Origin of the sequence: Methanofollis fontis (genome assembly GCF_004297185.1) — an archaeon.
Classification (GTDB): domain Archaea; phylum Halobacteriota; class Methanomicrobia; order Methanomicrobiales; family Methanofollaceae; genus Methanofollis; species Methanofollis fontis.
Genome location: NZ_PGCL01000002.1, coordinates 594,877 through 618,631, shown reverse-complemented (window position 1 = coordinate 618,631; position 23,755 = coordinate 594,877). Strand labels below are relative to the sequence as shown.

Genomic DNA, 23,755 nt, shown 5'->3' with positions numbered 1-23,755 from the left:
CGCTCTGCTGCTCGTGCTCACCATGACCGGGGACCTTCCGGGCCCCGCCCTATCGCAACGACTGCCTCCCCCCCGAGGGGGGAGGAGGAGCGACCGATAGGGAGCGGGGGAGAGGGGTCGATCCCGATCATCTCCTGTTGTCCCTCATCGGTGTCGCACAAAAGTGGTTGTGAGACATATTTTCCATTTCGTGTCGCACAAACGGCCCTCCCCGATGATGGCGATCATGTCCAAAATGGGCAGTTCAGTAGCCAAACCGCCGTTCATATGCAGTATGGTCCATCCACTCAATGATCACCACGATCGTCTCGCCGTCGCTCGCCACCGTATAGATCAACCGCCACGAGTCGGTCAGGTTATATTTCCAGAGGTTGTTCAGCGATGGGTGGCGCCGCCGGTAGGTCTTTGGGATCTGCCTTTTCGGGATCTGGACTCCACAGAAGGCGTTCTGGGAGAGGGCATCGAACGCCCGGTCAAGGAGGGCCGAAAGATCCTGATCCTCTGAGAGCCGTGATGCCTTCAGGGCGGTAAAGGTGTCCCGGATCCCTTCATCGGCAAAGAAGACCTTCGCCTTCATCGGATCCGCAGGTCGTCACGACCCAGGTAGTGCCGCGTGAGGTCGGGGTCGAAGATCCAGCACACCTTGCCGCCGGCATCGATCGCGATCTTGTTTGACTCGATGAGATACTCGATCACCGTCTTGAACGTCTGGTACATCATCTGACGGGGGAGGCGGGACCACATTGCACGGCGCCGGTATTCGCCGCTATGCTCCCGGGCGAACTCCTCGACCATACGGATGGTCTCCAGGGTGGGGGAGTGCGAGGCGGAGGTGGAGGTGGTCATGGACGAGAGTTTGTTGTATATATATATATAACAGTCGGGGAAGGGGAACCCCCCAAGCGATCGTTAATGGGACACAGATGTCGCACAAACAGAAAGTCGCACACGTGCAGCGGCGGGTTCCGGGGTGGAGACGGGACGCAAACCGGCAAAAGGGGCGAATTCCATCTTCGAACCTCCCAAATACAAAACCGGATGGTTTAAGTCGGCTTCCTCCTCACATATCGTTCATAAAATATCTGAGGGCCCATGAACCGTAAGAACGAACCCCCCACCAGAAAACAGACGCCGGAGGAGTCAGTGAGCCAGATCCTGATCAGGGCCATCGAACAATGGGAAACCCCGGAACGACGGCATAAGCGGTCCGGCTGAGACCGGACACACCCTTCCAGATTTCGGCCCAATTCGCACCGATTTCCGCCCGTTTTCCCGCCCTTTTCGTCCCCTCTCCCCACCATTCCGACCCATCGCTCCTGATCACGCTTCCGCACCCCCAGAACTCCAGATGAAACGGCGCCATTTCTCCTCAAATCCCAAAAATACCCCCAGAACGCCCGGATCCGAAAAACAGCCCCAACTATCGAGATCTAAACGCTTAAAATCGCAAAATACGCCAAAATTAGTGAGATTGCCGCACAGGAGAAGAAGGGGAAAGATCCCCCTCAGTTCAGGGCCGCGACCCCGTCCGCCCAGGTCTCGACGGTGGCGAGAATGGCGTCGTCCTCATACGAGGTGATCCGCACGCTCTCGCGGGCGAAGGTGACGTAGTAGGTCTCCCCGTTGGCGTCATGGCACTTCAGCTGGCAGCTGAAGGCGTCGGCGTCCGGGTTCCGGACGGCGTCCCCGCCCATGGCCGCCTCAAGGGCGGCATTGGCGGCGAGTTCGGTGGCGGCGGCGTTGAACCCGGACATGTCCGGGGCCTTTGCGCTCACCGACCCGACGACGCTGCCCTCGCCGTCCTCATAGTTCACCCGAACGGTGTAGGACTGGCGGTTGCGCTCAACGCCCGGGTGGGTGGACCCACCCTGCACATACTCCACGCACCCCCAGGGGTTGGTGGCGATCACGTCGGCGATGATCCCCTCGAAGGTCGCAATATCGGCGATTGCGGCCGGGATCTGCCGGACGGCGGTCTTGGTGTTGCTGGTCTCGACAAAGTCTGCCATGGTTTGGTACTCCTGCCAGCATGCTCCCGGGTGCATGACCGGCACACCACAATATTACTATAAGTAATATTAATCTGCCTTATCAACACTGTATCGAGCATGGAGGAGCAGAGCACCCGGGAGGTGGTGGCCGAGACCGCCCGGGACGTGAAATGGATCTGCCGGACGCTTGCACGGATGGAGGAGCAGGGCGACCGGACCGAGGAGCGCCTCCGCTCCCTCGAGGGCTGGCAGAGCGAGACGGTGGGGGAATCGAGGCGGGATAGGCAGATCGCCGCCGGGGCGGGGGGAGTGGTGGGGGGAGCGGTGGCGATCGTGCTGCAGATGATGGGGTGGGGGTGAGGGGTTCCCCCTCTTTGCCCCGGGCACCATCACGCACTGATCACGCATTATCACGGTGAGCCCCATCCCCCCACTTTCAACTTTCGCCCCACACGCGCCGCACCCCTATATACCGCGACCGCCACCCATCACGCATGACACATCACCCCCCTCAACACTATCCTCCGGGGGGTGCGGGGCGCCGGCAAGACCACGGCCGTCCGCCGGATCTTCGCCGAGGTCGGGGAGGTCTGCGAGACCGTGGTGCCGGTGCGGGGCGCCGGCGTGGCGGAGGAGGAGAGAGGGTATGGGGGGTGAATGAAGGTGAAATGTCTCTTTTTTGCATCTGTGATTTATGTGCCTGAAAGACCAGAACCACATTATCATTTCGTAGTTTCACTGATGGTGATGATATCCTGAGAGGAGGAATGAGTCAAACGATTTGTGAAAAAACTATAATTCTCCGATGAGAATGATTGGCCTAGTTGTGTTTTATGAATTACTCGTGTTAATTATAGCATCTGAACACATTCAGATAAATCGGTCAGATTATCAAGGGCAAAAACTGATCATCAACATATCATGAGAATTATTCTCACTCTATCCACTGATCGCCCACTCATACTTCCTACTCACTATAACTACGGAATCCAGTCGCTGATTTACGGAGCAATCAACGATCCTGCTTTGCAGTCTCTGGTGCACGACACCGGTTTCATTTATGAGAAGAGGTCGTTCAAGATGTTCACCTTCTCACGCCTCATCGGACCAGTTGTCCATATTGGCAACAGATTCCAGTTCACCTCCCCTGTTACCCTTCATTTGTCGTCCCCCTTCGACAACCTCATCCAGGAGATCGCGAAGTACATCTTCGAACGTGGTATGGTTACTCTCCATGGAAACGAACTCATGGTCACGGATTTTCAGGTCGAACAACCTCCTGCATTCGGTACCGATCACACTGTCCGAATGTTGTCCCCGATGGTGATGTACACCACTCTTGAAAACGAGCGACGTAAATTCCGATATTACCTCAACCCCTGGCAAGACGAGTTTGCTGAGCTAATCCACAACAATTTGCGAAAGAAATTCGTTTCTTTTTACAAGCGAGAACCTGTTTCATCTGATTTCGCTCTAAAACCCCTGACAGAGATGCGGCCAGAATTACAAAAGGTAATACTATATAAAGGCGGAGTGATAAAAGGATGGATCGGGCGATATCACGTTCACGGCGATCCAGAAATGCTCCGTTTTGCCTATGATGCGGGTTTTGGTGGTAAAAATTCTCAGGGCTTCGGATGTTTTGCAGTCGATGACAACCCACGCCCCATTGACCAGGTGGTGGGTCTGACCAATGCTCCAGAAACTGGCGACGATCGGGAAAGCCTGTAGGGAACAGGATCCGATCACGTCGTACGTTAGTCAACTGTCAGACAACGTAACAAAATGGTATGCGATCGATCTGGCAGGCCCCAACGACCCTGCGCCGCGGTTTAGTGTTGGGGATCGCTACATCGATCAGCCCCGGATGTTCTTATATAAGCATAAAAAAGGGAATTTTAAGACTTCACCCGGTCCTTCCATACTGCTTTCTGGAAACCCTCCCAAGAAGAAGAAGGGGATTATTGTTGAGGATGACGAAGAACGTCTGGACAAACTGATTCGGTTTTTTGAAGGCACTCCCCTCGAACAAGCACTTGTTCGGTCCCGAGATGCCCTTGCGGAACAACTGCTTGCCACTCCAAAAGAGGAACGGAAAATGTCCCTCCTGACCGTACGGCTGGATGGGAAGTTCCCGTACGATGTGCCATTCATTAGGGATACGTTCCTCAGAAACATAGAGGGATCCTCCGATCAGAAGGATGCCTCTGCGGTCTGCTGCATATGCAATGCACGCTGCCCTCCAGACCCAAAAATTGATAAAGTTCTCAAATGTGCTACCCTCGATAAACTTGGTTTCGTCCCGGATATGTCTAAAAAGAACCTCTGGAGGGCGTACTCCCTCTGCCCCGAGTGTTTCACCGATCTCTCTCGGGGACGACAGGTGATTGAAAAGTCCCTCAGTTTTTCAATTCCCGGAAAACTTACTCTTTGGATCATTCCCGAGGTGGGGGAGGAACGGGCAAAGAAAGTGATCGAGAACATCCTCGCCCGTGCGGTTGAAGAAAAAGATTTAGCGTTTTTCAAAAATTTCGCCCAGGCCGAACGTCTTATCCAGCGCATCCTCGCCGAACAGCAGGCGCATTACGATTTTGTGTTTATTCAGAAGTCTCAAAATGCGGAGAAAATTGTCCTGCAGGTGACTGAAGTGTCACCGACGCGGCTCTCCCTGCTTGCCAGATCCGCAGCAGCGGTTCAGGAGGAAAAACCATTTACTTGGACATTCGCCCCTGGGATCGGGACGCTCTTCTGGCTCTTTGGCAAGCCCGGGAAAAAATTCAAAGGGTATAAGCCATTCCTGGAAGCGGTCGGTGCAGTCTATACAGGCGACCGGATCGACTCCTCAGTTTTTCACGGCTACACCATGCAACGTCTTCGAGGTGAACTGTATGAATCCAAGTCCTGGGATGATTTTCGTCAGTCAATCTGGAAATCTGGCGCGATGTACCTTTACCTCATGTTGATCGGAGTTATCAGAGGTGAAACTGCTATGGAACCATCACACACGAGTATTTTGAACGAAGAATGGAAAAAGGCGCTGTTTTTTGAGGGGGTCATGACCGGCGCCCTCCTGGAGCACCAGAGAGGACGGAAGGAATCCGGCAACATGCCGTTCCTGAAGAAACTCCGCGGGCTCAGGATGGAGCAGAAGGATTTTCTCGGCCTCATGCCGGAACTGGTCCTCAAGTTTCATCAGTATCAGGAGTATGATGACGACGTCGCCAGCCTTCACGAGAAGGCCTCGCAGGCATTCCTCAATGCCGGGGACTGGAGGGCATCGATCGATGAGATGAACTTTGTCTTCACCCTCGGGATGGGGCTGTATCGAACATATTATTTCAAAAAGGAGGATTCAAATGGAAACGAAAACGGAAACGATCAAAAACCGCAGTGAACTGATATTTCTCTACGATATCAAGTGGGGCAACCCGAATGGCGATCCGATGGATGAAAACCGGCCGCGTTTCGACGAGGAACGGTCGGTAGCGATCGTTACGGACGTGCGCCTCAAGAGGACGGTTCGGGACTATCTTCAGGATGTCAAGGGCCAGATCCTCTGGGTCAGCGGAGACCCGGTCACCCCTAAAAAACGAGCAGAAGAACTTCAGATTACGAGTGTCGAGGATGCGGTAAGCAAATGCATCGATGTCCGTCTCTTCGGTGTCGTGATCCCTGCGGAAGGAAGGGGTACGTCGGAGTCTTCTCTCACCGGACCGGTCCAGTTCCGGTTTGGGCGCACCCTTAACAAGACGCGTCCGGTCTATATGCAGGGGACGGCGGCGTTTGCCTCAGATGAAAAGGATAAACAACGGAGTTTCCGGGACGACCACATGATCCCGTACGGTCTCATTGCATTTTACGGCATTATTAACCAGAACGCCGCAAAGGCAACAGGAATGTCCGACGAAGACCGCGACGCCCTCCTCGACGGAATATGGAACGGTACGCGGAACCTGATCACCCGTTCGAAGATGGAACAACTCCCCCGCTTCCTCCTCAACGTAGTCTACAAGGAAGGCAACTATCACATCGGGGAACTTGACGCCGGGATCACCATCAGCGTCGCGATGCCCGAGGAGGATGTCCGCTCCATTGCCGAACTGACGTTGAACTTCGATGGACTGGCAGCCACGCTCGTCGGGGCGAAAGACCAGATAGAGCGGATTGAATACAGGTACGATAAAAGGATTCAATCAGCGGCCGAATTTGTAGAAATAATGGAGAATGAGAAAATCACCGTTGAAGAACTCATCGATAAGAAAAGCGATCTCTCCTCCGAGCAAGAAAAGGGAGAGAAGGATGCGGGCATCGCCAAGAATGAAACCCCAGAGGCCTGAATAATGACGATGTCGCCGGAGAAGGTGCTGGTCTTTGACCTCTGGGGGCCCTATGCCCATTTCCGGAAGCATTACACCACAACCACCTCGAACACCTTCTCTTTTCCCCCCCGACCCGCCTTGATCGGGCTGGTTGGTGGCATGCTGGGTATCGAAAAACGTGACCGTGCCGTGCTGTGCGCATCGGTCGGCACATGGGAGATGGCGGTGATTGTTCGGGCCCCGATACGGCGTATGCGAGAGACGATCAATTACACAAGCACTTCGAGCCGTGCAGCTCGCATACAGATCGTGATGGAGTTCCTGCGGGACCCGCGCTACCGCATCTTTGTAAAGGGTTCAGGGCCGCATTTTGAGCAACTCTCCCATCAACTTCAACGGCATGAGGCTGTATTCACGCCGTACATGGGGATTACCGAATGTATCGGCGCGTTCTCATACGTTGGTGAATTTGCTGAAGAAGGCGCAGGTCAGAATGTCGAGAGTGTCGTCCATGGTGACCTGACTACGGTCCCTCTCGAACCCGGTGTAACGTACCTTACTGAAAGGGCGGCCCGGTCTATTGACGCAACTAGGGCACCGGGGGACTATGCAACCTATGTAGTCCGAAGGGATGCACAGCCGATTAAGACCACAAATGAGGCGTATGTCAGTGTCGGCGGACATACCATTCAGTACCTCTGATCTCCTCTCGCACCCGGATCGACGCCTGATCGATCACATCGATGGCGTATATGATCGGCTGCGATCCAAGGTCGACGAAAAGGACACCATTGTTCGAATCGTGGCATTCTGCCACGATATAGCAAAGGCATCTCCGGCGTTCCAGCGATATATTCGCAAGCTCCCGATCCGCTCGCCTCAGGAGAAGCAGCACTCGCCGCTTTCAGCACTCATTGCTTTTTACTGCACTGGCATCGCCGGACTCTCCGATGAAGAACGCTACCTTGTCTATTCGATTGTCAAAAACCACCACGGGTACTTTTCTGACCTGATAGCAGACTCGCTGGTGACACTGCCAAAGAAGATCCTCGCCGATCAATGGCGCCATATCCATCCGCCGTTTATCGAAGAGGTCAGTGAACGTATCGGGATTGACCTCTCAGGGTTTTCACTTGATGCCGTGCTCGATGAACTTGAAGGGTTCGTCGCCGCGTACGCTTTTGAGGGAATCAGTTCAGAGTGGTTGTACTTCCGTATGCAGACGCTCATGTCGGCGCTTGTCGCAAGCGATCGGGAGGATGTGGTCCTGCATGAAAAAAAATCCCCGACTATCGAGATCTCTTCGTCGGCGATCGATGATTATGTTGCCGGATTAAAGAGGGAAGGCAGGCTTGCACCTCTCAGAGACCTCTTCTACGATGATGCCAGGAAAATCTCAATAGATGGCCCTGGCATCTATTCCCTCTCCGCACCTACCGGCATCGGGAAGACCCTTGCGAACCTCCGTATTGCGGCTGGAGTTCGTGAAAAAAGGGACGACCGACCGTTGATCGTCTATGCCCTTCCTTTCATCAATATCATTGAACAGACATATGACACAGCCGACGCCATCTTTGGCGATGCCGTCAGTGCCTACCACCACCTGGCCTCCATCGTAGTGGGTGAGGAGGAGGACGAACAGGAAGCCTCCCTTGCATACGAGACGTGGGACAGCGCGATCGTGGTCACGACGTTTGTTTCTCTGCTTGAAGGGATCATTACCAATTCACGGGTTCCGTATTTTCATCGACTCTGCAACGCGATTATAATCCTCGATGAGGTTCAAAGCATTCCATACCGTCACTGGGGTGTGGTCCGATATACCCTTGAGCATCTCGTGGCACTCGGGGCAACTATCATCTTCTCTACAGCAACACTGCCGGCGATTGTCCCGTCAGTGAAAGCGATCGGGTCTGTAGCGGAGGTTATCCGGCCGCAACTGAACAGGACGCGGCTACACCGGATGCCTGAGATGGATCTGCAGGAATTCGCGATATTTGTCCGGGAGCAGGCCGAACTCCAGGATTCGTTGCTCGTCATCTGCAATACTGTTCGGGAGGCCGAGACCGTCTTTATGGCCGTGGAGGATCTCCATCCGGTCTATCTATCCTCCCGCGTCCTTCCGGCTCATCGGCGTGAACGGGTTAAGATGATCAAAGAAGGAAAGTGCCGACTCTGCATCGCAACGCAGGTCGTGGAGGCTGGCGTTGATATCTCCTTGAACCGCGTGATCCGCGATATCGGGCCGTTCGATAGTATCATCCAGGCGGCGGGCCGGTGCAACCGACACTATGAATCGGAAACGGCATGTGAGGTGTTTGTCGTGCCCGTACGTGACAAACAGCTCTTTTCGACCCGGATCTACGGAGAGACACTAACCCACGCAACGGTGACGCTCCTGCCTGATCAGTGTTCTGAGATCGAGTATCATGAATTCCTCCAGGCGTACTTCGCCGCCGTGATGCAAAATGCCGATACCGAGTCCAGAGAAATGATCAGCGCCATTACACAGGTTGAATGGAACCGTATTGCAGATTTCGGGTTGATCGAAAAAAGAGGTCGAGATTATCCTTTCCTGGTTCTCTCCGATAAAAAAGCAGAAATGTTGTTCGAAGAGGCTGTCAAAAAGAGCGAACCCCCTAAACAGGATGAAGATAGATTTGCCTGGAACGCCCAGCGTCGAAAGGCCCTCCGCAACCTTGCGCCGTACTCCCTCTCCCTTCGCATCTTTGGCGATCCGGATTATCTTCCACCAATGATCATCGGGAGATATGTGGTGAAGCGGGAAGACCTTGAACGATATTACCGCCCAGATCTCGGCCTCCATCTATCAACACAAAGTGAGGAGGGAGTGCAATGGTGATGCCCACTCCGATCAGTATCACCGGGACGCTGGTAAATTCGTACACCGCTTGCCCCCGGCAGGCGTGTCTTTTCAGTAGAAGGATTGAACCAAGCCAGGATCATCCCTACCTTGAGATGGGCCGTGTGATAGACGAAACAACATACACCAGAGAGAGGCGGCGGATTGCCATCGATGGTGGGGTAATTGATCTAATTCAGAGGGGTGAGGAGTACGTCCTTGTTGGAGAGGTGAAGAAGAGTTCGAAATCGGTCCCTCATGCTTTCTTTCAAGTCCTCTATTATCTGTATCGACTTAAAGAACAGGGTATCACTGCCCGTGGGCTTATTGCTGTTCCGGATGAACGAAAGCGTTTTCCCGTTGATCTCACCGCAGAGAACGAGGCTGAAATTCGTTCGATCATTGAAGATATTGAGACGCTTGTGCATCTAGAAACGCCGCCTCCAGCTAAAAAGGTTGCATACTGCTCTCACTGTTCGTTTCTGGAGTTTTGTTTTGCATGAAGACGATCTACATCTTTACCAACGGGACGCTAATCCGTAAGGACAATACCCTTGTCCTCGACACAGGAGAGGAGAAGAAGCATCTTCCAATTGAGAATATTCGTGATTTATTTGTTTTTTCGGAGGTCACACTGAACAAACGGCTCCTCGAATTCCTGACTAAATATGGGATTGCAATCCACTTCTTCAATCATTATGGATATTACACAGGTACCTACTATCCTCGTGAACACTTAAATTCAGGTCATCTCATTGTAAAGCAGGTTGAATGCTATATTGATCCCGCTCGCCGCATCAATCTTGCGAAGGGGTTTGTGACCGGTGCCGCCCGCAATATCCTTCATGTAATAGGATATTGCCGGAAGTCCCATGATGAACTTCAGACGATCATTGAGAATGTAAAAGGCTTCGCTGAGGGGATCCCGAAAACGAAAACGATTGAGGGGTTGATGGGCATTGAGGGGAACATCCGCGATGCGTATTATTCATCGTTTGATCCGATCCTCTCTCGGAAAGGGTTCTCTTACTCAGGTCGGAGTCGCCGACCGCCGAAGACTCCACTCAACTCACTCATTAGCTTTGGCAATATGTTGATGTATTCTACTCTGCTGACTGAGATTTATAAGACACATCTCGATCCCCGGATTGGATATCTTCATGCGACAAATTTCCGGAGATTCACTCTTAATCTTGATGTATCGGAGATATTCAAGCCGATAATTGTTGACCGGACGATTTTCAGTGTGATCCAGAATAAAGAGATCGTTCCAGAAGACTTTGAAGAATCGGCACAAGGATTATTAATGACGGAGAAGGCAAAACGGCTATTTGTTCAACGGTATGACGAACATCTTGACGCTACTTTCCACCATCGTCGAGTAGGGAAGGTGAGTTACCGAAAGGTCATTCGAATGGAGTTGTACAAGATTGAAAAGCACCTTATTGGCGATACAGAGTATGAGCCGTTCATAAGCCAGTGGTGAATGTAGGAGTTTAACTGATGTTTGCAATCCTTGTATACGATGTTCAAGAGGGACGTGTGGCAAAGGCATTGAAAATATGTCGAAAATATCTCATTTGGGTTCAAAATTCAGTCTTCGAAGGTGAAATTACGGAGGCGCGATTGCGGAGTCTTAAAGGAGAGTTAATGGCGGTTCTTGAAGAAAACAATGATTCAGTGATCGTTTATACTTTTGAGAACTCTCGTTACACAAAGAGGGTGACATGGGGTATTGAACGAGGTTCAGTGAGCAATATCATTTAAAAATCTGTTGCGAATGCTCATTTTAATGCTGTCATCGTAGCACGGAACGGGGATCTTCTGGTTCTGCATTGACATATAAAACCAAGCTGTGCTTAGATTAGTTTGATCTCAGGATCTGCAATTGTTCTTGTGATATTTGACATAATAATGTTATATTTGGCCATTATTTCATTTACTGTGGTTCATGGCGACAAATGTTAAAAAAATACGGAAATATTTCAGAAATTGTCATTCCAATCTGCGACCATAGTAAACATGATGATGCTTATGAAAATACCAAACTTTTTCGCTTGCTTTATTTCTTCATGTGACTTGATAATATATTTGGAACTCCCTCGATGCGGGTTCAGAGATTGCCTATGAGGAATTCAAACTAAAAATATAGATACTCGTAGATGGTCCACATTGACGGTTCAGAGATTGCCTATGAGGAATTCAAACTCTCGATCTGAGCCTCGCAGGCGTCCACGCGGATCACCGTTCAGAGATTGCCTATGAGGAATTCAAACCCGAGAAACTCGACCGCGACGTCGTCGCAGACCTGCGTTCAGAGATTGCCTATGAGGAATTCAAACTCGGCACGGATGAGGGCATCTGGCGCCGCATATGGCTGTTCAGAGATTGCCTATGAGGAATTCAAACTCACAACCGATTATGCCATCTCAATCGGGTTTGTTGTTCAGAGATTGCCTATGAGGAATTCAAACTCTCGTCTTCCTGTTCGCCGTTTCGGCAGGAGAAGGTTCAGAGATTGCCTATGAGGAATTCAAACTCTCCCGCGGCCGGGAGGACTGCCGATACATTGCCAGGTTCAGAGATTGCCTATGAGGAATTCAAACTAGACCGTGAAGGTGAAGGACTGCGTGCGGTTGCCTGGTTCAGAGATTGCCTATGAGGAATTCAAACTCTCGACCCGTCGATCTACGACGAGGTCTGGATCGGTTCAGAGATTGCCTATGAGGAATTCAAACATCGTCTCCGGTGAGATCATAATCGTCGAGAGAAAGTTCAGAGATTGCCTATGAGGAATTCAAACCTCCTACAGCAGCACCGGGACCTACACGGTTAGCCTGTTCAGAGATTGCCTATGAGGAATTCAAACTCTGGAATGATAGAGGTTACGGTGGTTCCCTTCACTGTTCAGAGATTGCCTATGAGGAATTCAAACATGCCAAGACCGCCACCGGCAAGAAGATCCAGATGGCTGTTCAGAGATTGCCTATGAGGAATTCAAACCCGGGAACGCCGCCGTGCTCTACGACATCTGGACAGAGTTCAGAGATTGCCTATGAGGAATTCAAACTTGGGCATCCGCAGCGGATGCAGAATTCCGCTCCTGTTCAGAGATTGCCTATGAGGAATTCAAACTTATACCAGGTGGATCCGCTTTTGCCGCCGAAGACGTTCAGAGATTGCCTATGAGGAATTCAAACTTCGATCTGGAAACTGAAGGGAAAGAGGTTGCCCTCGTTCAGAGATTGCCTATGAGGAATTCAAACACATATCCGGGCCCAACAAAACCCCCTTGGCACGGGTCGTTCAGAGATTGCCTATGAGGAATTCAAACTGCTGTCCGGGAGCCCGAGAAGGGCACGAGGGACACGTTCAGAGATTGCCTATGAGGAATTCAAACCAGAGAGACTGTAGGCGGCGGTGAGCGGTGCGGTCGTTCAGAGATTGCCTATGAGGAATTCAAACAGAAAAACGTGCAGAAATTACGGACTCTCGGGATCAGTTCAGAGATTGCCTATGAGGAATTCAAACTGATGAAAGTCGCCGTGGGGCTCGGGCTCCGGCGGGTTCAGAGATTGCCTATGAGGAATTCAAACTATCCAGGCCGCCACTCATCGCCCCGCCCGATAACGTTCAGAGATTGCCTATGAGGAATTCAAACCCGAAATGTATCTGGAGACCATGACCTGCGACCTGGTTCAGAGATTGCCTATGAGGAATTCAAACATAGGACGAGAGTTCTGGCTTGAAATTCGGATTTGGTTCAGAGATTGCCTATGAGGAATTCAAACCCATGATGATCGCACCGAGCAACCCGCCGGCAGATTCGTTCAGAGATTGCCTATGAGGAATTCAAACTGAGAATAGCCCCTTCCGTCCAGATCCGTACGACTGTTCAGAGATTGCCTATGAGGAATTCAAACAGAGCAGGAATATCAGGACGCCGGACGCCGGGAGAGTTCAGAGATTGCCTATGAGGAATTCAAACTACATTCCAAGGTCAGATAACAGGATATGGTCCATCGTTCAGAGATTGCCTATGAGGAATTCAAACTCGATCAGGTAGAAGCCGGTCGGGTTGGAGAGGGCGGGTTCAGAGATTGCCTATGAGGAATTCAAACCCACAATGGTCCTCCATTCTGACCCTGCACATGCAGAGTTCAGAGATTGCCTATGAGGAATTCAAACTGAGGTTTCTTGGTGAGGGCTGGGTCCACCACCTTATGTTCAGAGATTGCCTATGAGGAATTCAAACTGTATAGCCCCCCTGCAATCGCGACGATCTCTCCCACAGTTCAGAGATTGCCTATGAGGAATTCAAACTCAATTCCTGCCGTACGGGGGCGGAGCAGGAGGCGATGGTTCAGAGATTGCCTATGAGGAATTCAAACGAGTGCAGACCGAGGCCACCACCAGATCGCTGCCAAGGTTCAGAGATTGCCTATGAGGAATTCAAACTGTGGATCGAGCCGTTGTTGCCGGTCGCCATCGGGAGTTCAGAGATTGCCTATGAGGAATTCAAACCTAACTCCTGCCCGGACATATGCCGGGACAAAGGAGCGTTCAGAGGTTGCCTATGAGGAATTCAAACCCCGCACCGGCGGCGCCTCGCCGACACACCCAGGCAGTTCAGAGATTGCCTATGAGGAATTCAAACTCGCCCGATCCCTCCTCCTCATCGTCTGGATTTACTGTTCAGAGATTGCCTATGAGGAATTCAAACTCAGTTTTATCACCGATTCATTCACGCCCTCCTTTATGGTTCAGAGATTGCCTATGAGGAATTCCTTTTGAAACATATCTGGAGGTATCTCCCTCTCCTATCTGCTCGGAACGTGAGGATTATAACCTGCCAAAAACCCCAGAATCATTCTTTCCATCCTACTCCCGCCGCTGGTTGATCCATTCACCCACTCCTATTCTCTTGTTTTAGACCAACGGCCAAAAGGTATAATCCACTCAAACAACATCGTCTCCCCAGTACTCCACAAGAGAACAACGACATCTTAAAATGAGAATGCCAGGTGTTGCTGCCCCCATCACCGCCTTTCCCCTTCATCCTCCCGGGCGCGCCCCAGCGCCGTGAGGCGGTACCGCTGTTCGTTTCTTGTCGGCTTCTCGATAATGGTCAACCCCGTCCTGATCTTGGTCCCGACCTGGTCCCTCCTCCTTGAACACTCACCCTGCAGCACCCCTCCCCGCATTCCTCGCCCCCACGACCGCCGTCACCCAGTAGAACGCGAACATCACCACCACGTACACGTTCCCGGTCACCGCCCCATACGCCACCCAGAACAGGTTCCCGATCACCCACGCTCCAAACCCACACGCCCGCACGCCAGGACTCTGCCCGGCCACCAGCACCGCCCCCATCATCCCGAGCACCACCGCTGGCGTCTGGAGGGGGTCGAGGGGGATCATGCGATCCCCTTCTGCATGTTCCAGGTCCGCACGAGACGGGCATAACATCCCTCGCAGAGCACCGTCCGGCGGTCCTCAGAAACGAACACCGCCCGCCCCTCCCCGCAGAGGGTGCAGCGCCCGAGATCGCTCGAGACCCGCGTAAACTCGGTGTGCTCCAGCACGCCCGGCAGGCACTCTTGCGGCACCGCCCCCCTCTTTGCATTGGTTTTCAGCGGGTTGCAGAGGCTGTCACAACTCGGCAGACGAAGATTTAGTCGCTGATCGTGATTTTCTCCACATGCCGTCGGTATCGTCCCGTCCCTTCCAACATTCCGGGGATCGCACACACACCCACACACACCCGCACCCGCACCGGTGCCAGGGGCTGTGTGTGTGTTCTGCTGTACTTTAGTACTAAGAGAGAGACGCGTCTCTCTATCTGTACTAGTACTGTCAGATCCAACGTCTCTCCTCGCCTCCTGATCGTTGTAGTCGGTGCTGCAATCCTGCGGTAAACCTGCTGGAACGTTGCAAGAGTCGGAGGGGCCGGGACCATCGTCCCGGTCGTCGTCCCCCTCATCATCGATCCACACCGCCGCACCCCGCGCCCAGCGGCGGTAGACCGCGGGATCGAAGGAGAAGAGGTGCTCCCTCCGGCGGACCACCTGCCCGGGCCCGTCCTCGGTGACCGTGGTGTCGAAGTAGCTCACCGCCGGGCACTTCTCCAGGAGGCCGGAGTAGGTGGTGCCGCGGCTGGTGTAGCCGTTGAGGATCCGGTAGGTCTGGTGGTAGGAAAGCCCCAGGGCCGACTGCAGCATGCGGATCGTGAACTGCTCCCACCCCATCGCCTCGACCGTGGCGAGCCCCGCCGCCTCGTTCTTCGTGAGTTTCGTCTCCTGCCCGCCGGACTCGCCATTGATCGCCGCATAGATCCGGGCGGCGGTCTCGAAGTCCTGCCGATTCGCCCGGATGCCACCGTCGTACTCCTCCCGCTGGAAGCGGTGGAGCAGGGCGCAGGCCTTGATCAGGTCGAAGAGCATGCCAGGGTTGCGGCGGTTGGCCGTGGCCGAGAACTGGATGCGCCCGGCATAGGGAATGGAGACATGGAGGCGTTCCTCCTTGAGAATATCCCAGACCGCCCGGCAGATGGGGAGGTCTGCGTCCTCGCCGTCGCCACCGTCCTCCCTGGCCTCGGCCTCCTTCATGTGGGCGAGCACCCGGGCGTCCTGCTCAAGGGAGTCGTCGATCCAGACCGTCAGCATGCGGTTCATCACCTGGTCGTCGCCCGGGTCCTCGACCCGTGCCAGCCACCAGACGCAGCGGTCCGGTATCCGGCAGACCTGCAGCTTGCGGTCGGCGGTGACGGTGCGGTGCTCGATCCGCTGCCTGAAGTTTGCCGTTGCTGCCTTCAGGACCTCCTGGAGGTCGTCGGAGAGGCTGACGTCATCGAAGAGGAAGACCGTGCCTGCCCGGAGTTCCTCGTGGTAGTAGAGCGCCTTGTTGGAGACGCTGCCGGCCATGCGATAGCCCTCAGGGACCTGCTTGAGCATCGTGGTGCAGGCGTGGCTCTTGCCCTTCCCCGAGGTGCCGGAGACGGACACATGGAGGCCGTTTGTGTTCTCCACCGACTGCGAGGCCAGGGACATCACCAGGCACTCGGCCACGATGCGGTCGCCGACGTGCTCCCGGTTGAATGCGTCCAGGAGGAACCGGAGCGGGTCGCCGGCGGTGAGGATCTCCATCGCCCACTCGCGGACCTCCGGCGCCGGGGAAGGGGGCGGGGGAGGTGGCGGCACCTCCTCCCTCTTCCTCCTCTGCGCCCTCTTCTCCCGGGGTTCAAAGCGGTCCCGGAGTTCGGGCCAGCGCTGCACCCCGCCGCCGCAGGAGGCATGATGACATCCGGCGTGGACCGCTCCCGAGGGGAACTGTATGGCAAAGGCGCCGTCGTGGTGGGCGCCTGAGAACGGGCAGTCCTCCAGCACATAGAGGGTGCCCCCCTGCCAGGGGCGGGTGCCCCGGACGGCGATGCCGTGCTCACTGAGCCACATCCCGAGGTCGAAGGGGGACTGCTTTGCCGGCGCCGGGGCCTCGGTCGGGAGGAGGGCGGCGATCGACCGCAGGAGATCAACCGGGACGGTCTCCACCTCCCCGGGCACCGAGAGCATTCGTGCCCGGCGGTGCGGGCGTTCCGGGGTGTGGTCGCCCTTTCGGGAGCACGTCCCATAGAGTTTCCAGATCCGGGCGGGGTTCGAGTTGGCGGTGTCTACGGTGACGTGCTCGTCGGAGAACAACGCGTCCAGGGTGGTGAGCACCCCCTTCACGAGCCCCCCGTCGTCGTTTGCGAGGTCCACCGCATAGAGCAGGTGCGCCCCGTTCCCTGAGTCGGCCCGGATGGGGGCGGGGAAGCCCCGGTCGCTGAGCCAGAGGGCGATCTCGTCCGCTTTGCGCAATGCCGCCTCGTGCTCGTCGTCCGTCGAGGAGACCCCGCTCGGCCGCACCGGGTCGAGGTCGACCGGGAGCCAGCGGCGAGAGAGGATGTCGGCGTCAGAGGTCGTTGGGTCGCTCCGGGAGAGCCGCATCTTCACCCGGTTCGCCCGCCGGGCGAGCAGGGCCGGGTCCACGCGGTTCAGGGTGATATAGATCCCCTTCAGGTCCGGGTCGGCGTCCAGGGCCGCCACCGCCTCCGCACATCGCGTGAGGTCGTCAAAGTAGCCGGAGTGGGTGAAGCGGTCCGAGAGGGCCCGCACCTCCACCACATCCCCGGGCGGCACCAGGGCCGCGAGGGCTGCGGCGATCATGGATACCCCTCCGCCACCAGGGGGAAGAGCGGCGCCGAGACGGCCTCCCCCCGGGCCACCCGGCGGAACGAGACCAGCGGGATGATGAAACACCCAGAGGTCGTGAAGATCCGCACCGCCCTCCCCGAGAGGTTCAGCCCGGCGTGGCCGACGATCTCGGTCTCGGTGATCAGGGTGCCGTCCTCCATCTCCTCGGTCAGGGTGGTCGTCACCGGCACGGCGTGGCCGTGGACGAGCAGGGGCCGGAGGTCGGCCCGGTTGATCCGGAATCGCTCCCGTCCGATCAGGATGTGGAGGTTCTCCCCCGCCCCCAGGCGGAGGCTGCCGATCTCCTCGTTCATTCCGCTCCCCCCCGCGTCACAAGGGTGATCGCATACTGGTGCGAGGCCCCCAGCATCACGTGCATCTCGGTGATCTGCCCGCCGAGTCGCCGGATCTCCCGGGCGAGCACCGGCGGCACCAGGTAGAGCGGCACCGGATCGGCGGGATTTATCTCCTGCCGTGCCGATACAAGGGTGGCAGTCTTCCCCGGTCCAGTGTTGGCGCACGCGGTGTCGTGGGAGCTGCCGTTTTGGTCTGTTCTGTCGGTTCCATTTCTGGTTCCTCCCCGGTCAGTGCCGGGTCGGTCGTCTGCATGGTTTCGTCTCATGCTCGGTTCTCCTGTGTGGACCCCATGCCGTTCCAGGGGGGCCGCACACAACTGAATGGTGGTCGTGAGCAGGTATAAAGGAGAGCCGAGCGTTCTGTAAGAGACAATTCATCGTATTTAATCGCTTCTTTACCGGGTGGATCCCGAAAGTGAACGGGCCGACGGGGGGATCTGTTGGGGTCGGATGGGGTCGGGAAGATATGGCCGGGAAATATTCAACGGGGCGTATAATGGTGCGGAACCGGGGTGGAGGGGCTTTGCGCGCGCCTCCTGGCGCTGGTTCAGATGGAAAAATGTGGGTTCCCGCTGGTCACCCTCAGGAGAGCATTATTCCCCATTATACAAACCGGTCGTATTTCAGCAGAACCGATGGGTAGCGATCAGGTCTGAAGCCGCCCTCATTTACGCTGTTGATAACAGCATCCGAGAAATCTGAGGAGACTGCCTCCATAAAACACAACCCGAGTGCAGAGAGTATTGGTCCGGCACTCTGTCCTTCTGCCCGGTAGAAACAGCCCGCCTCAGTAGCCTTCAATCCCTGAGATAGTGCCTGTTTCACCCCTTCTGAATAAAAATATCGGTATTTCGATATGGACCCTGCCCAGTTCTTCTCACCTGCAAAAAAACCAAACACCTTATCGGGCTGGTATTTCAGGAGGGTTTCAGCAATAATTTTTGTAAGCCCTTCGTTCTTCCATGTGCGAGCAATCGACCCTTCCATCTTCGCATCATAATCCTGAATGAACTCCTGTGCCTCCACAATCCCATAACCTGCGGAAAGAATGAAAACACGAAGGCTATCGTTCTGAATTTTATCGGTTATGCGTTGTTTGTCCAGAACGCGATAAAAGTGCCCGGAATACAGGGATAACGCCTCTGTCTGAGGGGCGTCCATATCTATTCGTGCTTTCATCGAATCCCTCCCTTTCAGAAGCATCTGACCAAAAGATGCGTTCTCATACCAGAGGGTTGAGGACTGCGCCGAAGATTTTACTGGATTTTTTGACTTGCAACATGGTATGAAACAAATGGTTCCGCCCGACATCTGACTCTCCGTTGTTTTTAAGGTCTGATTACATCTCATGCTGACCAATCCCTTCGAAAAATGTTAGGGGCGTAAGGGGTTCAGTGTGAAACGACCCCTCCCTGCGGTGAAAACCGCCATTTCAACATCCCGGGCCCTCCAGTGGACGCCTGTCTTTCGAGACAATACCTCCACTGCATACCTGGTCCAGAAGATCCATCGGACATATGACGAAAAATCCTCTATTGTCAGGCTAGGTGAACCCCAGGTCTTGCCAGACGCAAAGGGAATCAACTCAGGTGCATTGGGGTTTGCCGCATTGAACCGGGCATAGTGTTTGTTGACCCATGCAGCCACATGCCTATCCACCATCGGGAACTGTTCAGGATCGATGAACGCCGTGAATGTGGCAACCATTGCAAACGCCGCCTTATATCCCAGCATACTGGCTAAACTTTCAAACGCGGTTTGATCCAGCGACTCCCTGAACCGGTCAACTTCTGAACGAAGGTTTTCGGGATGTTCAGCATTGTAACGGGGAATCTGCCTGATAATCCTATCCCCCTGTCCGTTGCCGTATTTCTGGCTGTACATCTTCCATAACACAACCTCATACCAGGGCTCGATCATGGAAGAGTGAGACCTAAAATAGTCCTCAAATGCCATCGTGCTGCGTCGGTCACCGTAAATTTCCTGGTTGAAGTATCCCGGGAAATTCTCTCTCTTATGATACTCCTTGAGATTAACCTGATAGCAATAGGCCTGCAGGGTGCGGGTCCATGAGTCTGGCATCTATAGACACACTCCTGCATTGATCCTCTTGTTCTTTTTCAGTTCGTCAACGGAAGGGAACACCGGAGGACGGGGTCTTTCCTTGCTGATGTTCAACTTGATGGCGTCACGGACATCCCAGAGACCATAATCGATCCCGATGGGGCGACTCATCCGTAGTTCGGGGTCCTCCCCCTTGTATCCTTTTACATATTCGTAGACTAAGGCCGTGAACTGGATCAGGTCACCCTCTTCCAGGAACGCCAACAGTCTCACCGAGACGGGGTCGATGATAGAAACATGGTTCTCCAGATACCGATTCCTTGAATCCCGGAGGTCAGTGAGCACTACCTTTCTTCGCATACCCGATTCAGTCTCGAATACGTCGTGCTGTCCAACCGTTGCACGAAACACTTTCCTTTTGCCATTGAGTGGCTGTAAATTGGTTCTCATGTCTGTTCATCCTTTGGACAAACAGTAGGGATCTGGAATTGTCGTATATATTTATGTGAATAATATCCATAACATCTATAACATTATTAACATCTACAACTGGATCATCTTCTATGGCAGGCCTTCAGGAGATCGTGCACATCCTCCCCCTCGGCCATGAGTATGACCGGGCGGTTGCACCCTTCAAAAAACACAGTGTCGATCGTGTCTATATTCTTTCAGTGACGAAAAACACCGGCAATTATGCGGATGTAATGCTGGAACGACAGATCTACTTCACCGGAAAAGTCCGGACGTTTTTTGAGAAGAGAAAAATTGAAACCGTCCAGGTAGAAGTCGAACTCTTTGATATCCTGGAAGTGATGCGGCACATCTCTGCCATTATAAAAGAGGAACATGGAAATGGGAATAGTGTTCACCTGAATGTTTCGGCCTGCGGCAGAAAAACTGCTATCGGGGCGGCCCTTGCTGGAATGGCCAATGGCGCAACTGTGTATTATGTTTCTGCAGAAACCTATGCCCTGGATTACCACTCTTTTGAAGAACACGGTCTCAGCATTTGTGAGAGCGGAAATACGTTCGCGTTTGAAAATTTTGAGTTCGACCTGCCAAATTCTGTCTGCCAGAAAATTCTCATTAAACTATATCAGGAAGACAGGGGATTACGAACAACGTCGATCAGAGAATTCTTACATACAGAGGGGGTCGAAGGTTTCGAGATCCATGTGGATGCCATCCCGTCGGCATCAAAAGAGGTCTTTAAAAAAGATTCCAGTGATAAATCTGTCAGTAAACGTGAGGAATCAATAGCACAGGCCATCAAACTTGAAAAAAAATACCTTGGTCCGCTTGAGAGGAGTGGATACATTCGAAGGGAGCGTTCTGGAAGAAATAATATTATATACATTACCGAATCTGGAAAATATGTTGCCTGTATCAACGGGATGATCTGAATTTTCTGAGGTGTTACAATGTAGCATGCGGCATCTGAAAATGCGGTGTGAGGTATGGCATATTGAACACATGGACAAAGGAGGACGATCATGGCACGCAATCAACGGGCAGATGCAAAGAACCCGAACAATCCAAGTTATAAGGCAGCAGCAGATAACCGGTCAAATCAGATGAACCCGAATCATGCCCCGTCAAAGTCCGGTGGAAAAAAGAAATAAATTTTTTATCTGTCTTCCCCGGATTCCAATCATTTTTTGACCGATTTCAGTGACATCTCTTATCCCCGGGGTCCGGCGCGAGATCTCTTCTTCACTCCCGCCCGCCGCTCTCCAGCGTCCACTCCCCCCGCTCGATGAGCACCTCGGCCACCGCCCGGTAGAAGGGGTCGAGGGCGTTGAGCAGGTCCGGGGTGAGGGTGCGGTGCGGGATGGCAGGGGCACCCCGGTCCTGGGCGGCGATCATCCCCTCCCCCCCGGCAATTTCATGACGTGCATCGTAGTCCTCTCTCCTGCTGTATATCCCTCTCTTCGCCCCCGGCAGTATTCAGCGTTTCTTATGAACGGTTCTGCCCCTGGCCCCGGCCCGGCCCCTCCGTGCGGATCCGGCGGGCCGCCTCGATGACGATCCCGGGCTCATTCGCCATCACAAGACGCATGTCGGCCGAGAGGCTCTCCACGCTCGCTTTCGCCCTCTCGCTGATCGCACTCCCGCACTTCCGGCAGAAGTCGTCGGTCGGGCCGTTGATCCGGCCGCAGGTCTGGCACTGGATCGGGTCCATCGCCTTTGACCGTTTCTTCGTGTTCGGGGGGGTGATCCCGGCGAGTTTTGCGGCTGCCGCTGCGGTGTCGGCATCGGTGAGGTGGGCGTAGCGTTCGATCATGCGCGACTCCCCGCCCCATGCCACCCGCTTCACGATGGACTCGCTCATGCCCTGCTGGATGAGGTGGGTGATCCGGCTGTGCCGGAAGATGTGCCCTCTGATATGTTTCTGCACGCCGCCGCGTTTAGCGATCAGGCGGAGTTGTTTGATGACCGATTCATATTTTATCGGTTTGAAGGTGTTGTTCGTGACGAAGATCAGGGCGTCGCCGCTCATGGGGAGGGGGTAGTCGTTGCGCCACTGGGCCAGGTACTCCCGCGACATGATCAGGGGGATGAGGCGGGGCTTGCCGGTCTTTTCGTCGGTGTTGAGCCAGGCGCACCATTCCTCGAAGCGGACGTCCTTCCATTTCATCTGGGCGAGTTCGCCGATCCGGCACCCGGACTCGTAGAGCACGGCGATGAACGCCCGGTCCTTGACGGTCTTTGCGGCCTCGATCATGGCGCGGATGTCCTCTTCGGTGAGGAGGTCGGCGGCCGTGGTTGTCATCCGGTCCGGGGCGGGGGGGCGGATCTTCCGCACCTTCTCAGCGGGCATGGCGGAGTAGTGGTTCTCGATCAGCCAGAGGGCGTAACGTTTGATGTGGGAGACGAGGTCGAGCTGTGTGTTGGGCTTGTATCGGAGGCTGCCGTCGTCGTTCCGGGCGGTGGTGAGGGCCTGCACCCCGGCGTAGAGGTCGCCGATCGTGAGGTCGTGCCAGGGGCGTTTCATGAACCGGCGGCAGACGATCGTGAAGTAGGTGAGTTTGTAGCGCCGGCTGGGGGAGATGTGGCGGGTCGCAGAGATTTCGGCCACAAATTCCCGGAGGTGTGACGCTTCGGTTTCTGTGAGTGTTCCGTCGGATAGGGCCCGTTCCATGGCGGTTTCCGTCTGCTGTTCATACTGTTCTGACGTGGGGTGAAACCGGCCGTTTTCCATGTCTGGTTGTAGGTCTTTATATATGAAAAACGTAATGGATTCCCTACATTCTCTCCTAGAATCCCGGCTATCGCATCAATATTCGGGGTGATGCATCCCGACCTTTTTTAAAAGACATTGCTCCTGTCGTGTCCTGTCTGCCCTCTCCGTTCTCCCGCAATCTCGCCAATTATGGCCCCTTTTTCCATTTCCCCTGATCCGGATCTCTTCATTTCGGACCCCGTTCAGAAATCCGGCATTCCGTCTCTGAAATGCAGGGCCGAGCCGAACCATCCTGATCTCACCCCTGTTTTCCGGGGATCTCCGGGGGGTCGTGGTGGTAATCGCCGGGTGCGCGGCCGGGATGGGATGGAGGGGGCAGGGGAAAGGGCGGGAATGCCCGCAAATCTGCGGCTGATATGCCATTAAAATTCCATTCATTCTCTGGATCTGCCGTCAATCCGGGGCAGTCTGTACCTTTTTCTATCGTGAAACCGCCGGTCTATCGTGCCTCTCTCTCCTGTACGACCGAATAGAGTGTGCCGATCACTGCACGGTCCTGGAAAGACCGCGAAGATCGCCTGCAGTGCGGCGATGAACTCCGGCGCCGCCCCCTCCCTGGGAAGAATAGCGCACGAAAACGGCATTTTCTGCGCCGCTACAGTAGATTCTTTCATCAAGGGACGGTGAAGCCTTCATCAGAGAAGATGCCCTCTTTTATGCCTATTGCTGGTTCCTGAACTGCGTCTTTAG

Annotated in this window: 24 protein-coding genes and 1 CRISPR repeat array; of the genes, 12 read left to right on the top strand and 12 right to left on the bottom strand. The window is 54.4% G+C overall.

The annotated features are described in order from the left end of the window. Positions 1–244 precede the first annotated feature (244 nt). Both CUJ86_RS06920 and CUJ86_RS06915 read right to left on the bottom strand, forming a co-directional pair. A complete protein-coding gene (locus CUJ86_RS06920) occupies positions 245–577 on the bottom strand; it encodes a hypothetical protein (RefSeq protein WP_130646823.1) in 333 nt (110 codons plus the stop codon). Beyond that, on the bottom strand, positions 574–846 hold the full coding sequence (locus CUJ86_RS06915; protein ID WP_130646822.1) for a hypothetical protein: 273 nt from the start codon (positions 844–846) through the stop codon (positions 574–576). The genes CUJ86_RS06920 and CUJ86_RS06915 overlap by 4 nt, the downstream gene beginning before the upstream one ends. A gap of 246 nt (positions 847–1,092) precedes the next feature. Here CUJ86_RS06915 and CUJ86_RS12275 point away from each other — a divergent pair, with 246 nt between their 5' ends. After that, positions 1,093–1,215 carry a hypothetical protein gene (locus tag CUJ86_RS12275; protein ID WP_268878240.1) on the top strand — a complete coding sequence of 41 codons (123 nt, stop codon included), beginning with the start codon at positions 1,093–1,095 and terminating at the stop codon, positions 1,213–1,215. Between the two features lie 290 nt (positions 1,216–1,505). Here the strand turns inward: CUJ86_RS12275 and CUJ86_RS06910 are convergent, their stop codons facing one another. Continuing rightward, complete coding sequence (locus tag CUJ86_RS06910; RefSeq protein WP_165394813.1) at positions 1,506–2,009, bottom strand: hypothetical protein; 504 nt, start codon at positions 2,007–2,009, stop codon at positions 1,506–1,508. Between the two features lie 99 nt (positions 2,010–2,108). Here CUJ86_RS06910 and CUJ86_RS06905 point away from each other — a divergent pair, with 99 nt between their 5' ends. The 10 genes from CUJ86_RS06905 (at position 2,109) to cas2 (ending at position 10,940) form a co-directional block, all read left to right on the top strand. Further along, positions 2,109–2,351: a hypothetical protein gene (locus CUJ86_RS06905; RefSeq protein ID WP_130646820.1), complete on the top strand. Its 243-nt coding sequence runs from the start codon at positions 2,109–2,111 to the stop codon at positions 2,349–2,351. 171 nt (positions 2,352–2,522) lie between these two features. Next, positions 2,523–2,648: a hypothetical protein gene (locus CUJ86_RS12270; protein ID WP_268878239.1), complete on the top strand. Its 126-nt coding sequence runs from the start codon at positions 2,523–2,525 to the stop codon at positions 2,646–2,648. A 264-nt stretch (positions 2,649–2,912) separates the two neighbouring features. Continuing rightward, the gene (gene cas6, locus CUJ86_RS06900) at positions 2,913–3,722 is read left to right on the top strand and encodes a CRISPR-associated endoribonuclease Cas6 (protein ID WP_130646819.1); all 810 of its coding nucleotides are present in this window, start codon (positions 2,913–2,915) and stop codon (positions 3,720–3,722) included. Further along, positions 3,685–5,385 (top strand): TIGR02556 family CRISPR-associated protein, encoded by a 1,701-nt coding sequence (locus CUJ86_RS06895; protein ID WP_130646818.1) that lies wholly within the window; start codon positions 3,685–3,687, stop codon positions 5,383–5,385. The genes cas6 and CUJ86_RS06895 overlap by 38 nt, the downstream gene beginning before the upstream one ends. Continuing rightward, complete coding sequence (gene cas7b / locus CUJ86_RS06890) at positions 5,348–6,328, top strand: type I-B CRISPR-associated protein Cas7/Csh2 (RefSeq protein ID WP_130646817.1); 981 nt, start codon at positions 5,348–5,350, stop codon at positions 6,326–6,328. The genes CUJ86_RS06895 and cas7b overlap by 38 nt, the downstream gene beginning before the upstream one ends. Before the next feature lie 3 nt (positions 6,329–6,331). Beyond that, the gene (cas5b, locus tag CUJ86_RS06885; RefSeq protein WP_130646816.1) at positions 6,332–7,012 is read left to right on the top strand and encodes a type I-B CRISPR-associated protein Cas5b; all 681 of its coding nucleotides are present in this window, start codon (positions 6,332–6,334) and stop codon (positions 7,010–7,012) included. Further along, entirely contained in the window at positions 6,975–9,173 is a 2,199-nt protein-coding gene (gene cas3 / locus CUJ86_RS06880) for a CRISPR-associated helicase Cas3' (protein WP_165394812.1), read from the top strand. Before cas5b ends, cas3 begins: the two co-directional genes overlap by 38 nt. Further along, positions 9,167–9,676: a CRISPR-associated protein Cas4 gene (gene cas4, locus CUJ86_RS06875; protein ID WP_130646814.1), complete on the top strand. Its 510-nt coding sequence runs from the start codon at positions 9,167–9,169 to the stop codon at positions 9,674–9,676. Before cas3 ends, cas4 begins: the two co-directional genes overlap by 7 nt. Then, positions 9,673–10,659, top strand: coding sequence for a type I-B CRISPR-associated endonuclease Cas1b (gene cas1b / locus CUJ86_RS06870; RefSeq protein ID WP_130646813.1), 987 nt, complete (start codon positions 9,673–9,675; stop codon positions 10,657–10,659). The genes cas4 and cas1b overlap by 4 nt, the downstream gene beginning before the upstream one ends. 17 nt (positions 10,660–10,676) lie before the next feature. Continuing rightward, on the top strand, positions 10,677–10,940 hold the full coding sequence (gene cas2, locus CUJ86_RS06865) for a CRISPR-associated endonuclease Cas2 (protein WP_130646812.1): 264 nt from the start codon (positions 10,677–10,679) through the stop codon (positions 10,938–10,940). A gap of 344 nt (positions 10,941–11,284) precedes the next feature. Continuing rightward, a CRISPR array of direct repeats spans positions 11,285–13,964; the repeat unit is 30 nt; unit sequence GTTCAGAGATTGCCTATGAGGAATTCAAAC. Between the two features lie 387 nt (positions 13,965–14,351). Here cas2 and CUJ86_RS06860 read toward each other — a convergent pair. The 7 genes from CUJ86_RS06860 to CUJ86_RS06830 form a co-directional block, all read right to left on the bottom strand. Next, complete coding sequence (locus CUJ86_RS06860) at positions 14,352–14,594, bottom strand: hypothetical protein (protein WP_130646811.1); 243 nt, start codon at positions 14,592–14,594, stop codon at positions 14,352–14,354. Then, entirely contained in the window at positions 14,591–17,374 is a 2,784-nt protein-coding gene (locus CUJ86_RS06855; RefSeq protein WP_130646810.1) for a hypothetical protein, read from the bottom strand. The genes CUJ86_RS06860 and CUJ86_RS06855 overlap by 4 nt, the downstream gene beginning before the upstream one ends. Next, positions 17,371–17,715, bottom strand: a complete 345-nt coding sequence (locus CUJ86_RS06850) for a hypothetical protein (RefSeq protein ID WP_130646809.1) — start codon at positions 17,713–17,715, stop codon at positions 17,371–17,373. Before CUJ86_RS06850 ends, CUJ86_RS06855 begins: the two co-directional genes overlap by 4 nt. Then, positions 17,712–18,023 carry a hypothetical protein gene (locus CUJ86_RS06845; protein ID WP_130646808.1) on the bottom strand — a complete coding sequence of 104 codons (312 nt, stop codon included), beginning with the start codon at positions 18,021–18,023 and terminating at the stop codon, positions 17,712–17,714. Before CUJ86_RS06845 ends, CUJ86_RS06850 begins: the two co-directional genes overlap by 4 nt. A 337-nt stretch (positions 18,024–18,360) precedes the next feature. Next, positions 18,361–19,068, bottom strand: coding sequence for a peroxide stress protein YaaA (gene yaaA / locus CUJ86_RS06840; protein ID WP_165394811.1), 708 nt, complete (start codon positions 19,066–19,068; stop codon positions 18,361–18,363). Between the two features lie 63 nt (positions 19,069–19,131). Next, complete coding sequence (locus CUJ86_RS06835) at positions 19,132–19,839, bottom strand: hypothetical protein (protein WP_130646806.1); 708 nt, start codon at positions 19,837–19,839, stop codon at positions 19,132–19,134. After that, positions 19,840–20,085 carry a hypothetical protein gene (locus CUJ86_RS06830; RefSeq protein ID WP_165394810.1) on the bottom strand — a complete coding sequence of 82 codons (246 nt, stop codon included), beginning with the start codon at positions 20,083–20,085 and terminating at the stop codon, positions 19,840–19,842. A gap of 299 nt (positions 20,086–20,384) precedes the next feature. Between CUJ86_RS06830 and CUJ86_RS06825 the strand changes: the two genes are divergently transcribed. Then, the gene (locus CUJ86_RS06825) at positions 20,385–21,224 is read left to right on the top strand and encodes an HFX_2341 family transcriptional regulator domain-containing protein (RefSeq protein WP_130646804.1); all 840 of its coding nucleotides are present in this window, start codon (positions 20,385–20,387) and stop codon (positions 21,222–21,224) included. A 310-nt stretch (positions 21,225–21,534) separates the two neighbouring features. On the opposite strand, the gene CUJ86_RS11830 is transcribed toward CUJ86_RS06825, so the two are convergent. Further along, positions 21,535–21,687 carry a hypothetical protein gene (locus CUJ86_RS11830; protein WP_165394809.1) on the bottom strand — a complete coding sequence of 51 codons (153 nt, stop codon included), beginning with the start codon at positions 21,685–21,687 and terminating at the stop codon, positions 21,535–21,537. 91 nt (positions 21,688–21,778) lie between these two features. Further along, positions 21,779–22,963, bottom strand: a complete 1,185-nt coding sequence (locus CUJ86_RS06820; RefSeq protein ID WP_165394808.1) for a tyrosine-type recombinase/integrase — start codon at positions 22,961–22,963, stop codon at positions 21,779–21,781. Positions 22,964–23,755: the final 792 nt, after the last annotated feature.

What these genes read in the sequence shown, in the direction of transcription:
- CUJ86_RS06920 (WP_130646823.1), bottom strand. Translation starts at nt 577, where the DNA reads ATGAAGGCGAAGGTCTTCTTTGCCGATGAAGGGATCCGGGACACCTTT.
- CUJ86_RS06915 (WP_130646822.1), bottom strand. Translation starts at nt 846, where the DNA reads ATGACCACCTCCACCTCCGCCTCGCACTCCCCCACCCTGGAGACCATC.
- CUJ86_RS12275 (WP_268878240.1), top strand. Translation starts at nt 1,093, where the DNA reads ATGAACCGTAAGAACGAACCCCCCACCAGAAAACAGACGCCGGAGGAG.
- CUJ86_RS06910 (WP_165394813.1), bottom strand. Translation starts at nt 2,009, where the DNA reads ATGGCAGACTTTGTCGAGACCAGCAACACCAAGACCGCCGTCCGGCAG.
- CUJ86_RS06905 (WP_130646820.1), top strand. Translation starts at nt 2,109, where the DNA reads ATGGAGGAGCAGAGCACCCGGGAGGTGGTGGCCGAGACCGCCCGGGAC.
- cas6 (WP_130646819.1), top strand. Translation starts at nt 2,913, where the DNA reads ATGAGAATTATTCTCACTCTATCCACTGATCGCCCACTCATACTTCCT.
- CUJ86_RS06895 (WP_130646818.1), top strand. Translation starts at nt 3,685, where the DNA reads ATGCTCCAGAAACTGGCGACGATCGGGAAAGCCTGTAGGGAACAGGAT.
- cas7b (WP_130646817.1), top strand. Translation starts at nt 5,348, where the DNA reads ATGGAAACGAAAACGGAAACGATCAAAAACCGCAGTGAACTGATATTT.
- cas5b (WP_130646816.1), top strand. Translation starts at nt 6,332, where the DNA reads ATGACGATGTCGCCGGAGAAGGTGCTGGTCTTTGACCTCTGGGGGCCC.
- cas3 (WP_165394812.1), top strand. Translation starts at nt 6,975, where the DNA reads ATGTCAGTGTCGGCGGACATACCATTCAGTACCTCTGATCTCCTCTCG.
- cas4 (WP_130646814.1), top strand. Translation starts at nt 9,167, where the DNA reads ATGGTGATGCCCACTCCGATCAGTATCACCGGGACGCTGGTAAATTCG.
- cas1b (WP_130646813.1), top strand. Translation starts at nt 9,673, where the DNA reads ATGAAGACGATCTACATCTTTACCAACGGGACGCTAATCCGTAAGGAC.
- cas2 (WP_130646812.1), top strand. Translation starts at nt 10,677, where the DNA reads ATGTTTGCAATCCTTGTATACGATGTTCAAGAGGGACGTGTGGCAAAG.
- CUJ86_RS06860 (WP_130646811.1), bottom strand. Translation starts at nt 14,594, where the DNA reads ATGATCCCCCTCGACCCCCTCCAGACGCCAGCGGTGGTGCTCGGGATG.
- CUJ86_RS06855 (WP_130646810.1), bottom strand. Translation starts at nt 17,374, where the DNA reads ATGATCGCCGCAGCCCTCGCGGCCCTGGTGCCGCCCGGGGATGTGGTG.
- CUJ86_RS06850 (WP_130646809.1), bottom strand. Translation starts at nt 17,715, where the DNA reads ATGAACGAGGAGATCGGCAGCCTCCGCCTGGGGGCGGGGGAGAACCTC.
- CUJ86_RS06845 (WP_130646808.1), bottom strand. Translation starts at nt 18,023, where the DNA reads ATGAGACGAAACCATGCAGACGACCGACCCGGCACTGACCGGGGAGGA.
- yaaA (WP_165394811.1), bottom strand. Translation starts at nt 19,068, where the DNA reads ATGTCGGGCGGAACCATTTGTTTCATACCATGTTGCAAGTCAAAAAAT.
- CUJ86_RS06835 (WP_130646806.1), bottom strand. Translation starts at nt 19,839, where the DNA reads ATGCCAGACTCATGGACCCGCACCCTGCAGGCCTATTGCTATCAGGTT.
- CUJ86_RS06825 (WP_130646804.1), top strand. Translation starts at nt 20,385, where the DNA reads ATGGCAGGCCTTCAGGAGATCGTGCACATCCTCCCCCTCGGCCATGAG.
- CUJ86_RS11830 (WP_165394809.1), bottom strand. Translation starts at nt 21,687, where the DNA reads ATGATCGCCGCCCAGGACCGGGGTGCCCCTGCCATCCCGCACCGCACC.
- CUJ86_RS06820 (WP_165394808.1), bottom strand. Translation starts at nt 22,963, where the DNA reads ATGGAACGGGCCCTATCCGACGGAACACTCACAGAAACCGAAGCGTCA.